Source organism: Pseudoxanthomonas gei (genome assembly GCF_010119615.1).
Taxonomy (GTDB): Bacteria; Pseudomonadota; Gammaproteobacteria; order Xanthomonadales; family Xanthomonadaceae; genus Pseudoxanthomonas_A; species Pseudoxanthomonas_A gei.
On sequence record NZ_QOVG01000003.1, the window covers coordinates 193,986 to 207,786 of the forward strand.

Genomic DNA, 13,801 nt, shown 5'->3' on the forward strand with positions numbered 1-13,801 from the left:
CACCGTCGCCAACCGGCGCAAGCGGAGGAAAGGAGGTGGCAGGGCGTCTGCTTGGTCACGCCGGTACTTTAGCCTGAAGCCTTGTGCATCGCATCACCCTGCAGGACGCGCCTGCAATCTGCCCTACCATTGCCGATCTGCCGCAGACCGCCACCGCACTGGTATGAGCATTCCGCCTGACCGTTTGCCGCAACGACAAGGTTGGCTGCTGAAGCTGCTGTGGCTGGCGTCGGCAGGCTTCGCCACCACCGGCCTGGCCGCCATGTTCGCGCTCTCGCCCAAGGTGCTGTACGCGGATCCGTGGCGATTCACCGGCCATTTCCTTTCCACCGCATGGCCCTGGAAAGTGCTGGACGCCGACAACGGCCATCGTGAAATCCTGCCCAACCTGGTGCGGGTCGCCGAGCTGCACTGGCTGGATGGCAACCAGTGGCTGCAGATCGTGGTGGGCGCCCTGCTGGCATGCGCCACGATCGCGGTACTGGCCAATGCGATCCGGCGCGAACCGGTCCCGCCTTTGGCAAAGGCGGCCGCACTGTTGGTCGCCGTGCTCGGGATTTTCTGGCTAGGCAACGAACGCAGCCTGGCCCATGGCAGTGAATCGGTGCATGCCTATCTGGTGATGCTGTGCCTGGTGAGTGCCAGCTGGCTGCTGTCCGGCGCCGATGCGGACCGCTCGCCCGGCTTGCTGGCAGCGGTGGTGGCGCTGGGCACCGTGGCCACCTATTCCTTTGGCAGCGGCATTGCCTGTTTTGCCGCCTTTCTGGCCATGCTGCTGTTGCGCCGCGCGCCGTGGAGGCCGGTGGCGGTCATTGCGGCCGCGGCCCTGGCCGCAGTCCTTCTGCACCTGGCGCTGGGAAACAGCGGGGTGGATCCGGCAATGCGTTTTTCGCCAGTGGAACAGCTTTCCACCCTGCTGCGCTGGCTCTCCGCCGCCTTCGTCTATGCAGGCTGGCCATTGCTGGACCCCAAGCTTGCCGCAGCGATACCAGTCGAAATGGTGCGCGCTCCGTCCCTGGTCGTCGCCCAGGCTTACGAGCATGCATTCGGGCCAGTGATGCTGGCACGCTGGCCGCACCTGGTGATCGGGCTGGCCGGCTGCCTCTGGCTGGCACTTGCCAGCCACGCCTGCCATCGCAGGCCGCAGCGGCAGCGCGTTGAACAGGTTGGCCTGGCAATGGCGTGGTTTGGACTCACAGTGGGATTGCTGGTTGCAGTATCCCGCGCCGGTTATTTCATCCAGCACCCTTCCCAGGTCGTCGCCCCACGTTACCTGCCCTGGTCCAGCCTGTTCTGGGCAGGGCTGGCGATGTCGGCAGCGATCCGCAGCGAGCCCCGACGCCTGTACCGGCGTTCCTTGGCGATCCTGCTGATCGGCGTGGTGCTGGTTCCCAGCCAGTTGTGGATGGCGCATCTGGCAGACCACACCAGGTCCACCGCCGGGATGACTGGCCTGGGCGTTGCCGTGGGCGTGCTGGACCCCGCGATGGTGCTGGGGGAAAGCGTGTTGGGTGAAGTAACGGAGACGCGGCCGCTGCTGCAGCGCGCACAAAAATCGGTATTCGCATGGCCGGAAACCCAGGCCATGGGCAAGCCGGTCAAGTCCAGCCAGCCTGTTCCGGTCCAGCACTTGCAACTGCGGCCAGTAGATAACGCGCTGGGGCCGCCTGGATACGCGGTCAGCTTCGATCTTGAGGCATCGCCTTGCGCCAGGCTGTTGCTGGTGGACGCGCAAGGCGTGGCTTCCGGCATGGCGATCCGCAAGGACCGCCATGGTCACTGGCAGGGATGGGCGTTGGCATCGGCAGGGTGGCAAGCCCGGGTCGTTGCATTCTGCAATCGACCTCTTGCCGCAATACCTGTGAACTAGCCGAGCAGCGGGCAACCCGGCGGCAGGTACATGCGCACGCGCCCTGGCACGCAGTCGATGCGGAAGCGCATCGACTCCACCGGCTCGCCATCCAGGTTCAGGGACAGCGGCTGCGGACACTCGATCTCTATCCATTCCAGCCGCGTGCGTACGGCCACGCGCTCTAGCGCAGCGCCCCGGCCACTGGTGACCAGGGTGCCAACGGTGGCGGCGACCTCGCCCGACAGTTCTGGCACGATCGTCAGATCCAGCAGGCCATCGTTGACCAGCGCCTCGGGACACAAAACCTGGCCGCCGCCGGCCTGGCGCCCGTTGCCGATACCGAGGGCAATCAGCTCGCCTTCCCAGTCGAAGTCCGGCCCGTGCAGGCGGGCATGGATGGGTTCGATGCGACCCAGCCTGGAGATGCCGGTAATGAGGTAAGCCAGGCCGCCGAGCATCTTCTTCAAGCCGTCGTCCGTTTCCACGGTGACCTGGGTGCCAAAGCCGCCGCTGGCAAGGTTGGCGCACCAGTGGGTTCCTCCCTCTGCGGTCACCACCCTGATCAGGTCGACAGGCACCACCGACCAAGTGGCGATCGATTCCATTGCGGGCAGTGCCTCCATTGGCAACTGCGCGGCGGCGGCGAAATCATTGGCGGTTCCGAGCGGCACCAGTCCCAATGCGGGCAATCGCCCCGCGGGTTCGTCGCGGCGCGCCAGCGTAGTGGCGACTTCGCTCAGGGTACCGTCGCCACCGGCCGCGATGATGGTGTCGGCGCCTTCCTCGATGGCTTCGGAGACATAGCGCTCGGCATCGCCTGCTTCCCAGGTCACCCGCACATCCAGCATGACGCCGCGCGCGCGCAAGGTCGCCACTGCGTCCCGCAAGGCATCATCGCCCGCGGATTTTCCGTTGAGGATCAGGCGCCAGCGTGGGGACGTCATGGACGTTTTCTCATGGGGGATGCCGAAGGCTAGCAGCGAGGAAAGACGCCCGGGTGAATTTCATGCGCCTGTCATGTTCGGTCCGCAGCATGGAAGGCCATAGCAGGGACGACTGGCGGAGGCAGGATAAGCCTCCAATTATTTCCCCGGGGACGGCCGCGCAAGCGACCGTCCTTTTTCCACCACCGGGATCTCCACTGCCGGCTGCGCGCCCATGGCGCGCCGGCGCGGAAGGGCATCACACACATGCGCTTTGCCCGCAGGCGGAGCTCCGCTAGCTGCGCGCGCCGGCCACCGCGCGGCGCATCGCCGCCATCACCTCGGCGTAGTCGGGCGCGTTGAATATGGCCGAACCGGCGACGAAGGTATCGGCGCCGGCAGCGGCGATCTCGCCGATGTTGTCGGCCTTGACCCCGCCATCGATCTCGAGGCGGATCGACCTGCCGCTGGCGTCGATCTTGCTGCGCACCGCACGCAGCTTGTCCAGGGTCGAGGGAATGAAAGCCTGCCCGCCGAAGCCCGGATTGACCGACATCAGCAGGACCATGTCCAGCTCGTCCAGCACCCAGTCCAGCACGTCGATGGGGGTAGCCGGATTCAGCACCAGCCCGGCCTTGCAGCCGTGCGACTTGATCAGCTGGATGGTGCGGTGCACGTGGCTGCTGGCTTCCGGATGGAAGCTGATCAAGGTTGCGCCGGCCTCGGCGAAATCAGGAACGATGCGATCCACCGGCTGCACCATCAGGTGCACGTCGATCGGCGCGGTGACGCCATGCTTGCGCAGCGCGCTGCACACCAGCGGCCCGATCGTCAGATTGGGCACGTAGTGGTTGTCCATCACGTCGAAGTGGACCCAGTCAGCGCCAGCCTTCAGCACGTTGTCCACTTCCTCGCCCAGGCGGGCGAAATCGGCGGAGAGGATGGAAGGTGCGATGACGCAATCGGACATGGCGGCAGGTTCCTGGAGGGTTAGCGCCTGCGGGCTGCCCCGCGGCAGGATGTTACGGGAGCGCTGGCTCAGCGCTTGCGCAGCTTCTTGATGCGGTCGTAGGCGGTGTTGATCTCACCGGCTTTCTTTTCGGCCTGGCGGCGCAGGTCTTCGGCCGCGCCGGCCATCTTGTCGGGGTGGTACTGGGAAATCATGCGGCGATAGGCCTGGTCCACTTCGGCGTCGCTGGCTTCGCTGGTCAGGTTGAAGATGCGATACGGGTTGTCGCGCGACAGCTTGAACCAGTCCTGGTCGAAGGCATGGCCCAGGATCAGTCCGATCAGCGCACCAAACACGGGATTGGGGCGGAACAGCAATGCGCCGGCGATCAGGCCCAGCAGTTTTCCGTACCAGCGGTTCATCGTCGCCCCTGTGGCATGCAGGCCCGCATTTTACGGCACAGCCCTGCCAGTGCGTCGTAAACTGCGCGGCCTGCTCTCTTTCACCGGATCCCAGGCTCCATGTCGACCACCCTGCTCCAATCCGATCTGCCCGGCCTGTCGCTGCGCCATCGCGGCAAGGTCAGGGATGTCTTCGACCTGCCACGCGACCGCCTGCCTGCCGATGCGCCTTCCGCAGCCGGCTTCAATGGGGCGGGCTTCAACGGAGATTACCTGTTGATGGTGGCCACCGATCGCCTCAGCGCGTTCGACGTGGTCCTCCCCGACCCCATCCCGGGCAAGGGCGAGATGCTGTGCCAGATCTCGAATTTCTGGTTCGAGAAGACCGCCCACCTGCTGCCCAACCACCTGACCGGCATCGACGTGGCCTCGGTCCTGCCCGCAGGCGTCGACCCGGCGCTGTATGCGCAGCGCAGCGTGGTCACCAAGCGCCTGAAGCCTGTGCCGGTCGAAGCGATTGCCCGCGGCTACCTGATCGGCAGCGGCTGGAAGGACTACCAGCGCACCGGCGCGGTCAGTGGCATCACCCTGCCCGCCGGCCTGCGCCAGGCCGAGAAACTGCCCGAGCCGATCTTCACGCCTTCGACCAAGGCCGCCGTGGGCGACCATGACGAGAACATCGACTTCGACACCATGGTCAAGCTGGTGGGCCCCGAACTGGCCGAGCGCGTGCGCGATGCCACGCTGCGCATCTACAGCTTCGCCGCCGAATACGCCGCCCAGCGCGGCATCCTGCTGGCCGATACCAAGTTCGAGTTCGGCACCGACGCCGACGGCCGCCTGTACGTGATGGATGAAATGCTGACTCCGGACTCCTCGCGCTACTGGCCCGCCGACCAGTACGAAGTGGGCACCAGTCCGCCGAGCTACGACAAGCAGTTCGTGCGCGACTACCTGGAAACGCTGGACTGGGACAAGACCGCGCCGGGCCCGGCGCTGCCGGCCGAGGTGATTGAACGCACCCGCGCCAAGTACGCCGAGGCGCTGCAGAAGCTGGCGGACCTGCGCATCGACTGACGCGCGGGAATGCAGCTCGCGTTCTGATTAGTAACGCATGCGGCCACGTCGCGAGGCAGCGGGCATTCACTGCGGGATGAACTAGCATGGCCCTCCCGTGCCCGGCGCACGCGCGGAAGGATGGCCAGCATGAACCCTGGATACCTGTACCTGTCGATCGCCATCGTGGCCGAGGTGATCGCCACCAGCGCGTTGAAAGCCTCAAATGGTTTCACCAATGCGCTGCCGTCCACAGTGGTGCTGGTGGGCTATGGCATTGCCTTCTATTTCCTGTCGCTGGTGCTCAGGACCGTGCCGGTGGGCGTTGCCTACGCGATCTGGTCGGGCGCGGGCATCGTGCTGATCGCGCTGGTCGGCTGGGTGGTGCTGAAGCAGGCCCTCGATACGCCTGCCCTGGTCGGCATGGCCCTGATCGTGGCGGGCGTAGCGGTCATCCAGCTGTTCTCGCGCTCGGCGGCCCACTGACGCGCGGCATCGCGGAAACGCAGGCGCCGATGGGCTATGCTCCGTACCTTGGCGCACTGATCCTCGGGAGGGATGCATGAATGCGACTCTGGAACGTCCCATCGACCGCTGGTTCCACAACTATTCCGGCGACCATCGCAACGACACCAACCAGCTGATCCACATCTTCGCCGTGCCGGCCATCCTGTGGTCGGTGGTCGCGCTGGTCTGGTGTATCCCCGTATTCGGGACCATGTTCCAGAGCGGGATCTGGGCGGGACTGGCGATGTTCGCCACCTGGATGTTCTACAACCGGCTCTCGCGCCCGATCGGCTACGGCATGCTGGTGGCCTTCTTCACCATCGGCTGCAGCTGCCGGCTGATAGAACAGACCTACGGCTTGCAGACCTTGCTGTATTCGGCCATCACCGTGTTCGTGGTGGCCTGGATCGCGCAGTTCATCGGCCACAAGATCGAAGGCAAGAAACCGAGCTTCCTCACCGACCTGGTCTACCTGCTGATCGGGCCTATCTGGGTGCTGTCCAAGTTCTACCGGAAGATGGACTGGAAGTACTGAGTCTTTCAGGGCCGAGCAAGCTCGGCTCCACAAACCCCATTATCCGAACATCGCCGCCTGCGGTTCGAACCTGCGCGGCGCGTAGCCGAAATCACGCCGCGCCGGTTCCGCATCGAATACCAGGTCCTCGCCCATCCGCGCCAACGCTGCGTTGCCCAGCCCGGGCATACGCCCCACGGCATGCGCCGCGCCCAGGGCCAGCTTGAACAGACCGCCGGGCACCTGGATCAACCGTGCCGGTGGCTGCAACGAAGCCAGCGTGCGTTCCACCATCTGCGCATAGGCCAGGGTTTCCCCGCCAGGCAGCGCATAGCTGCGCCCATGGGTGGCATCGACATCGATCACCGCCACCGCGGCATCGGCCAGGTCCTGCACGTGCACGGGCTGCCGCAACCCATCGGCGCCGCGCGGCAGGATGAAGAAGCCGGTGCGTCGCGCCAGTGCCCCGATCTGGCTCAGGGTCTTGTCGCGGGCCGCGCCGTACACCAGCGTCGGCCGCAATACGGTAGCGCCCGCGTGTCGACGTGCTGCGGTATTGAAGAGCTGCTGCTCGGCAGCGTGCAGTCTTGCGGCCAGGTCACGCTCGGTCGCGTCGCCCGATGCCTGCTTGGTTTCCAGGCTGGTGGAACCAAAGGCGACCACGCGCGATGTTGCTACCGCCGTTTCGGCATACCAGCGCGCGAAATGATCCAGCGGCCCCAGACTCAAGATCGCGTCGACTTGCGGCGGCAGTGCCGCCACCTGCAGCAGGTCGCCACGCAGCCAGCGCAGCTGCTCGCCATCCACCTGCGCCGTGCGCGATACCGCGATCACGTTCCATCCCGCCGCCCGCAACCTTTCGATCACCGGCACTCCGATCTGTCCACTGCCGCCGAATACCAGTGCGTCACGCATTCATGCAGTTCCGGGCTTGAGCGTGCAACGCAACCACACCCAGCCCAACGTTGCCGACACCACCGAGGCGCACAACACACCCAGCACCGAGGCTTCGCCAAAGTGGCCGCCAACGCTGGCGAAGGCCAGGTTGGCAATGAACAGGCTCATGGTGAAGCCGACGCCGCACAGCATGCCCAGGCCCACCATCGCCTTGATATCCATCCCGTCCGGAAAGCGGGCCACCCCTGCGGCGCGCGCAATCACCGCAACCCCGATGATGCCGACGGGCTTGCCCAGCACCAGTCCCAGCACGATGCCCAGCGGCACCGGCGCCAGCACATCGCCCGCCTGCAAGCCCGACAGCGCGAGTCCGGCATTGGTGAAGGCGAACAGCGGCAACACCAGGTAGGCGACCCAGGGATGCAACGTGTGCTCCAGCGATTCCAGCGGCGAGGCCGCCTGCGCCGTCTTGCCGCGCAACGGGATGAGCAGGCCGGTGACCACGCCGGCCAGCGTCGCATGCACGCCCGACTTCATCACGAAATACCAGACCAGCGTGCCCAGCAGCAGGTAAGGCCACAGGCGTGTCACCCCACGCCAGTTGAGCAGCAGCATCAGGCCGATGCCTGCGCCTGCCCAGGCCAGTTCGTGCGCAGCCAGCTCGTGGGTGTAGAAGATGGCGATGATCAGGATCGCGACCAGGTCGTCGACCACCGCGATCGTCGACAGCAGCAGCTTCATCCCCAGCGGCACGCGTGAACCCAGCAGTGCCAGCATGCCCAGCGCGAAGGCGATGTCGGTGGCGGTGGGAATCGCCCAGCCGCGCAAGGCGACAGGGTCGCCCTGGTTCACGGCCCAGTACAGCACCGCCGGCACGGCCACTCCGCCGATGGCGCATAGAACGGGCAGCAGCATCTGCTCGCGGCTGGACAACTGGCCGCTGAGGCTTTCGCGCTTTATCTCAAGTGCAACCAGCAGGAAGAACACGGCCATGAGGCCGTCGTTGATCCAGTGTTCGGCGTCCTTGACCAGCTCCAGACCGCCCAGGCTGAAGCCCAGCGGCAGGTGCTTGAACGCTTCATACGCATGCTGCCAGGGCGAGTTGGCGACGATCATCGCCAGCGCCGCGGCGGCCATCAGCACGATGCCGGCGGCCGCCTGCAATCGAAAGAAATCGCGCAGCAGTTGCAGCGCGCGGGTGACGGGACGGACTCGGCTCATGCACCGAGTATATCGGCCGTTCCCGGCGCGACTTTGCTCAGTTGGAAATCAGCAGCAGTTCCAGCGCGACCCATCCGGCGAATGCCAGCAGCAGGATGATGCCTTCGTTCCTGCTGATGCGCAGGTCTCCACGCAGCATCGGGTACAGCACCAGCACGAAGGCGATGGCGGCCGGCAGTTCCAGCTTGACGAAGGAAGCCGGCAACGGCATCGGGCGCAGCGCGGCCATGCCACCCACCACCACCAGCAGGTTGAACAGGCTGGAACCGATCACGTGCCCGACCACCATGTCGCCCTGCCCGCGTCGTGCTGCGGCAATGGCGGCGGCGACCTCGGGCAATGCCGTGCCGATGGCCACCGGCAGCAGGCCGACCAGCAGTGGCGACCAGCCCCACGAGGCCCCGATCATCGGTGCGCTCTGGACCACGAACCTGGCACCGAAATACAACAATGCCGAGGCCACCAGGAAACGCAGCACGTTCATCCACAACACGCTGCGGGTGACCGCATACGAAGCCATGCTCTCGCGCACCTCCGGCAGTTCACGGCCGCTGCGTGCCAGCAGGTAGGCCAGGATCGCCACGAAGGCCAGCAACAGCACGATGCCCTCGACGCGGCTGATCACCCCATCCAGGCCGAACAGGATCACCGCCAGCGTGGACAGCGTCAGCAGCACCAGCAGGTGTGACAGCAACCGCGTGCGCACCAGCAGCGGCGCGGCGATGGCCGCCAGTGCCAGGGTCAGGCCGACGTTGACGATGTTGCTGCCTACCGCGTTGCCGAGTGCCAGGTCCTGGGCGCCAACGAAGTAGGCACGCGCGTTGACGAAGAGTTCGGGCAGCGAGGTGCCGAAGGCCACCAGCAGCAGGCCGGCGACGAAGGGCGAGGCCCCCAGTTTCTGCGCCAGCCCCGAAGCGCCCTTGACGATGGAATCACCGCCAAGCGCCAGCAGCACCAGGCCCAGCGCGAAAAATCCCCAGACTTCAAGCATCGTCGTACTCCCCTATCGTTGCGGTGATTCTAGGATCAAAGCCAACGGCCTGCACCGGCCGTGGCACGGAAGCTCCGGCAGAACCGGGTTGATCAGGAACAACCTTCCACATAATCGACCTGCGGCGTCAGGCCCACGCGCCACGCCGTGACCTTGCCGGCGGCATCGGTTTCGAAGACGAGCTTGCTGGGCGCCACGCCACTTGCGGCGATGGACAGGTTGCTGCCGCCCTGCACGTATTTGTGCGGGCTCGACTCGAGCGCATTGTTGTAGAGCTTCTGCAGCGCCTCGACCGTCATGCCGACCTTGCCGCCGCCCGGCGCGGCCTCCTTGTCGGTGCCCACGTCATAACGTACGAACTTGCCCTCTTCCATCATGAAACCGAAGTCGGAAGGTTTCTTCACCCATTTCGGGCTGAGGTAATAACAGGTGGTGCCTTCCATGGGCTTGCCGTTGAGTTCGCCGGCCCAGGCGGCCTTGGCTTCCTCCACCGTGCTGCCGAGCTTCATGTCGCCATAGCCGCTGAAGCTGGCTTGCGTGTCAGCGGCAGGTGTATCGGCGGGAGCCGGCTCACTGGCAACTGGATCAGTCGCGACCGGAGCTGGCTTGGCGACGGCAGGAGCGGTCGGCGCCGGGCTGTCGGCAGCCTCGGGCGCAGCCGCGGCGTCGGCCGCTGGTGTGGCGGGTTTGCAGGCCACCAGCGACGTGGTGGCAAGGGCAAGCAACAACAGTGCAGATGAGCGGCGCATGCAGGACTCCGTGGCGGGACGCAGGCCAGCACGCTAGCACTGGCGCGTTAATGCGCCGCAAAGCCCCTCAGGTTGCGGGCTTGAAATGTTTCTGCAGCCCGGCCCAGCAATGCTGGTAGTCGCGCTGCCGGTGTGGCGACTCGATCGCCTGCCGGGTGGGACGGATCACCGCGCGGGTCTCGAACATGAAGGCCATGGTGTCGGCTATCACGTCGGGCCGGGAGAGATCGGCACGGCTGGCCTTCTCGAACGTGGCCGCATCCGGCCCGTGCCCGCTCATGCAGTTGTGCAACGAGGCCCCACCAGGCGCGAAGCCCTCGGCCTTGGCATCGTAGGCGCCGTGCACAAGACCCATGAATTCGCTGGCCACGTTGCGGTGGAACCACGGCGGCCGGAACGTATCCTGGGCCACCAGCCAGCGCGGCGGGAAGATCGCGAAGTCCAGGTTCGCCGTGCCCGGCGTATCGCTGGGCGAGGTGAGCACGGTGAAGATCGACGGATCGGGGTGATCGAAGCTGATCGAGCCGATGGCATTGAACCGGCGCAGGTCATAGCGATACGGCGCGTAGTTGCCATGCCAGCCGACCACGTCCAGCGGCGAGTGGCCGATGTCGGCGCGCCACAGGTGGCCCTGGAACTTGGCGATCAGTTCGAACTCGCCTTCGCTGTCTTCGTAGGCCGCCACCGGCGTTTCGAAATCGCGCGGATTGGCCAGGCCGTTGGAACCGATCGGGCCCAGGTCAGGCAGGCGCATCAGCGCGCCGAAGTTCTCGCAGACATAACCGCGCGACGCACCCTCCAGCAGTTCGACGCGGAAGCGGATGCCGCGCGGAATCACTGCGATCTGCTGCGGCTCGACGTCCAGCACGCCCAGCTCGGTGGCGATCCGCAGGGCGCCCTGCTGCGGCACGATCAGCAGTTCGCCGTCGGCATCGTAGAAATAGCGACCCTGCATGGAGCGGTTGGCCGCGTACAGATGGATGCCCACGCCATGCTGTGCTTCGGCCGAGCCGTTGCCGGCCATGGTGAAAAGCCCGTCGACGAAATCGACCGGCGCATCGCCGATCGGCAACGGGTCCCAGCGCAACTGTTCGGGCGTCACTGGACCGGCGCTGAAATCATTGTGGAAATACGAATGCAGGAACGGCTCGAAATGTCCGTGCATGGCCGCAGGCCGGATCCGGTAGAGCCAGCTGCGCCGGTTCTCCGAGCGCGGCGCGGTGAACGCGGTGCCGGTGAGCTGTTCGGCATACAGGCCGTGGGCGACCTGCTGCGGGGAGTTGCGGCCGATAGGCAGCGTGCCTTCCAGTGCCTCGGTGGCGAATTCGTTGGCGAAGCCGGATTGGTAATTTTCACTGCTCATGATCAGGCTCGCTTGATGCTTGAGCCCCTCTCCCATCGGGAGAGGGGTTGGGGTGAGGGTACGGTTTACCAGCCATCTCCCAGATCGCCTCGGCTACTGCTTCCGTCGCCAGCAGAACATCATGGCCCCAGAAACGGACGATTTGCCATCCCTGAGATTGAAGCACGCGCGTTCTAAGTGCGTCCCTTGCCTTTGTATGCTGCGATCCGTCCAGTTCGACGATTAGCTTTTTCTCGATGCAGCAGAAGTCGGCGATGTAGGGAGGGATTGGGTGTTGTCGGCGAAACTTCAATCCATCCAGCAGACCACCCCGCAGGTGCTGCCATAGCTTGCGCTCGGAATCCGTCATTTCCTTGCGCAGACGGCGGGAGCTCTGGAGCGTGGTGGTAGGCAATGGCGGTTTGATTCGCATGGCTCCACCGTACCCTCACCCCAACCCCTCTCCCATCGGGAGAGGGGTTTTCAACCGGTCAGAGAACCCCGCGCTTCATCTGGTCGCGCTCGATGCTCTCGAACAGCGCCTGGAAGTTGCCTTCGCCGAAGCCTTCGTTGCCCTTGCGCTGGATGATCTCGAAGAAGATCGGGCCGATCGCGTTCTGGGTGAAGATCTGCAGCAGCTTGCGCTGCTTGGTTTCCAGGTCGGCGTCGATCAGGATCTTGTTGCGGGCCAGCCGCGCCACGTCTTCGCCATGGTTTGGCACGCGCTGGTCGATCACTTCAAAGTAGGCATCAGGCGTGTCCAGGAACTCGACTCCCTGCTCGCGCATCGCTTCCACCGTTGCATAGATGTCGTCGGTGAAGCAGGCGATGTGCTGGATGCCCTCGCCCTTGTAGGCGTCCAGGTATTCGTTGATCTGCGACTTGGGGTCGTTGGATTCGTTGAGCGGGATGCGCACCACGCCGTCGGGCGCGGTCATGGCCTTGGACACCAGGCCGGTCTTGGCGCCCTTGATGTCGAAGTAGCGGATCTCGCGGAAGTTGAACAGGCGCTCGTAGTAGTCCGACCACTTCTGCATGTTGCCGAAGTACAGGTTGTGGGTCAGGTGGTCGATGAAGGTCAGGCCGAACCCCTTCGGATCCTGCTCGGCGCCCTGCACGGGCAGGAAGTCCTCGTACATCGAGCCCTTGTCGCCGTAGCGGTCGACCAGATAGAGCATGCAGTCGCCGATGCCCTTTACCACCGGCGCGTCGACCGACTTGCTGGCGGCCTTGTCGGTGATCTCTTCGCCGCCATTGCCCAGCACCGTGGCCAGCACTTCGGCACCGGGCTTCTTGAAGCGGATCGCGAACCCACAGGCGCTGGGCCCGTGTGCGTTGGCGAAGTCGGCAGCGAACGAGTCCGGGTCCTCGTTGACCAGGAAATTGACTCCGCCCTGGCGATACAGCGTGATCGGGCGGCTCTTGTGGTGCATGACGGCGGTGAAGCCCATCTTGCGGAAGTAGCCGTGGAGCAGCTCGCCCTGGCCTTCCGGCGCGGCGAATTCGACGAATTCGAAGCCATCGATGCCCATCGGGTTCTCGAAGGTGGTGACCTGCATGCCAAGATTGGGCTGTGCGCTCATGGTGCTGGCCTCGCGGCTTGTATCGGGGAGGCGAACTTTATAGTTTCATGTGTAACCAATTGCAAGCGGCGCTGCGCCATCACCAAGGAAAAGTTTGATGAACGATCCCACAGACAGCCTTCCCCCGGCCTCGGCTCCGTCGCCGGAGCATGCCGTGCTTGAGCTGGAACATTTCCTGCCCTACCGGCTCAGCATCCTGTCCAATCGCATCAGCCAGACCATCTCGGGGCTGTACGGGCAACGCTTCGGCCTGGCGGTCACCGAGTGGCGGATCATGGCGATCCTGGGCCGCTACCCGGATCTGTCGGCAGGCGAAGTGGCCGAGCGTACGGCCATGGACAAGGTCGCGGTCAGCCGCGCGCTGGCGCGCCTGCTGGAACGCGGGCTGGTGCAGCGTGACACCCATGGCGCGGATCGGAGACGCTCGGTGCTGGAGCTGTCGCCGGTCGGCTACACGGTCTACGACGAAGTCGCGCCGATGGCGCTGGAATGCGAACGCCAGCTGCTGGCAAACCTGGACGAAACCGACCGCGCGCAGCTCGACGTCCTGCTGGCCAAGCTGGCTGACGGCGTAAACAACCTCACCGGCAAATAGCCTTGTAGGTCCGAGCTTGCTCGGATGCTTCCCGCCTCAAACAAAAAGAGCATCCGAGCAAGCTCGGACCTGCAGGGCCGCAAAAAGCTGCTGGCCCCGCTGGACCAGAACGAACGCGACCAGCTGGATGCGCTGGTGGCCAAGCTGGGACAGGGCGTGGATCTGATCACCCGCGCCGATTGATCCACCCGGGAACGACAACGGCGACCGAGGTCGCCGTT

At 65.1% G+C, this 13,801-nt stretch carries 16 protein-coding genes; 6 read left to right on the forward strand and 10 right to left on the reverse strand.

Features of this window, described 5'->3' with window-relative positions:
- The first annotated feature begins 163 nt into the window (after positions 1 to 163).
- Positions 164 to 1,870: a hypothetical protein gene (locus DT603_RS05925; protein ID WP_162348941.1), complete on the forward strand. Its 1,707-nt coding sequence runs from the start codon at positions 164 to 166 to the stop codon at positions 1,868 to 1,870.
- Here the strand turns inward: DT603_RS05925 and yegS are convergent.
- From yegS to DT603_RS05940, 3 genes are all read right to left on the reverse strand, one after another.
- Complete coding sequence (gene yegS, locus DT603_RS05930; protein ID WP_162348942.1) at positions 1,867 to 2,796, reverse strand: lipid kinase YegS; 930 nt, start codon at positions 2,794 to 2,796, stop codon at positions 1,867 to 1,869. The genes DT603_RS05925 and yegS overlap by 4 nt on opposite strands.
- Before the next feature lie 274 nt (positions 2,797 to 3,070).
- The gene (rpe, locus tag DT603_RS05935; RefSeq protein WP_162348943.1) at positions 3,071 to 3,745 is read right to left on the reverse strand and encodes a ribulose-phosphate 3-epimerase; all 675 of its coding nucleotides are present in this window, start codon (positions 3,743 to 3,745) and stop codon (positions 3,071 to 3,073) included.
- Between the two features lie 68 nt (positions 3,746 to 3,813).
- Complete coding sequence (locus tag DT603_RS05940) at positions 3,814 to 4,146, reverse strand: J domain-containing protein (protein WP_162348944.1); 333 nt, start codon at positions 4,144 to 4,146, stop codon at positions 3,814 to 3,816.
- A gap of 99 nt (positions 4,147 to 4,245) precedes the next feature.
- On the opposite strand from DT603_RS05940, the gene DT603_RS05945 reads away from it, so the two are divergent.
- The 3 genes from DT603_RS05945 to DT603_RS05955 all read left to right on the forward strand — a co-directional run bounded on the left by DT603_RS05945 (position 4,246) and on the right by DT603_RS05955 (position 6,223).
- Positions 4,246 to 5,202, forward strand: coding sequence for a phosphoribosylaminoimidazolesuccinocarboxamide synthase (locus DT603_RS05945; protein ID WP_162348945.1), 957 nt, complete (start codon positions 4,246 to 4,248; stop codon positions 5,200 to 5,202).
- 129 nt (positions 5,203 to 5,331) lie between these two features.
- On the forward strand, positions 5,332 to 5,667 hold the full coding sequence (locus DT603_RS05950; RefSeq protein WP_162348946.1) for a DMT family transporter: 336 nt from the start codon (positions 5,332 to 5,334) through the stop codon (positions 5,665 to 5,667).
- Positions 5,668 to 5,743: 76 nt separating this feature from the next.
- Entirely contained in the window at positions 5,744 to 6,223 is a 480-nt protein-coding gene (locus tag DT603_RS05955; RefSeq protein WP_162348947.1) for an Mpo1 family 2-hydroxy fatty acid dioxygenase, read from the forward strand.
- A gap of 39 nt (positions 6,224 to 6,262) precedes the next feature.
- Here the strand turns inward: DT603_RS05955 and DT603_RS05960 are convergent, their stop codons facing one another.
- The 7 genes from DT603_RS05960 to hppD all read right to left on the reverse strand — a co-directional run bounded on the left by DT603_RS05960 (position 6,263) and on the right by hppD (position 12,985).
- Positions 6,263 to 7,117 carry an SDR family oxidoreductase gene (locus tag DT603_RS05960; RefSeq protein WP_162348948.1) on the reverse strand — a complete coding sequence of 285 codons (855 nt, stop codon included), beginning with the start codon at positions 7,115 to 7,117 and terminating at the stop codon, positions 6,263 to 6,265.
- Positions 7,118 to 8,320, reverse strand: coding sequence for a Na+/H+ antiporter NhaA (gene nhaA / locus DT603_RS05965; protein ID WP_162348949.1), 1,203 nt, complete (start codon positions 8,318 to 8,320; stop codon positions 7,118 to 7,120). It lies immediately after the preceding gene.
- Between the two features lie 37 nt (positions 8,321 to 8,357).
- Positions 8,358 to 9,311, reverse strand: coding sequence for a calcium/sodium antiporter (locus DT603_RS05970; RefSeq protein ID WP_162348950.1), 954 nt, complete (start codon positions 9,309 to 9,311; stop codon positions 8,358 to 8,360).
- A gap of 92 nt (positions 9,312 to 9,403) precedes the next feature.
- Entirely contained in the window at positions 9,404 to 10,060 is a 657-nt protein-coding gene (locus tag DT603_RS05975; RefSeq protein ID WP_162348951.1) for a lectin, read from the reverse strand.
- A 67-nt stretch (positions 10,061 to 10,127) separates the two neighbouring features.
- Positions 10,128 to 11,423, reverse strand: coding sequence for a homogentisate 1,2-dioxygenase (gene hmgA / locus DT603_RS05980; protein ID WP_246191605.1), 1,296 nt, complete (start codon positions 11,421 to 11,423; stop codon positions 10,128 to 10,130).
- The gene (locus DT603_RS05985) at positions 11,413 to 11,835 is read right to left on the reverse strand and encodes an endonuclease domain-containing protein (RefSeq protein WP_162348953.1); all 423 of its coding nucleotides are present in this window, start codon (positions 11,833 to 11,835) and stop codon (positions 11,413 to 11,415) included. Before DT603_RS05985 ends, hmgA begins: the two co-directional genes overlap by 11 nt.
- Before the next feature lie 58 nt (positions 11,836 to 11,893).
- On the reverse strand, positions 11,894 to 12,985 hold the full coding sequence (gene hppD / locus DT603_RS05990; protein ID WP_162348954.1) for a 4-hydroxyphenylpyruvate dioxygenase: 1,092 nt from the start codon (positions 12,983 to 12,985) through the stop codon (positions 11,894 to 11,896).
- Between the two features lie 97 nt (positions 12,986 to 13,082).
- On the opposite strand from hppD, the gene DT603_RS05995 reads away from it, so the two are divergent.
- Together DT603_RS05995 and DT603_RS06000 are read left to right on the forward strand one after the other, a co-directional pair.
- Positions 13,083 to 13,580 (forward strand): MarR family winged helix-turn-helix transcriptional regulator, encoded by a 498-nt coding sequence (locus DT603_RS05995; protein WP_162348955.1) that lies wholly within the window; start codon positions 13,083 to 13,085, stop codon positions 13,578 to 13,580.
- A 24-nt stretch (positions 13,581 to 13,604) separates the two neighbouring features.
- A complete protein-coding gene (locus tag DT603_RS06000) occupies positions 13,605 to 13,763 on the forward strand; it encodes a hypothetical protein (RefSeq protein ID WP_162348956.1) in 159 nt (52 codons plus the stop codon).
- Positions 13,764 to 13,801: the final 38 nt, after the last annotated feature.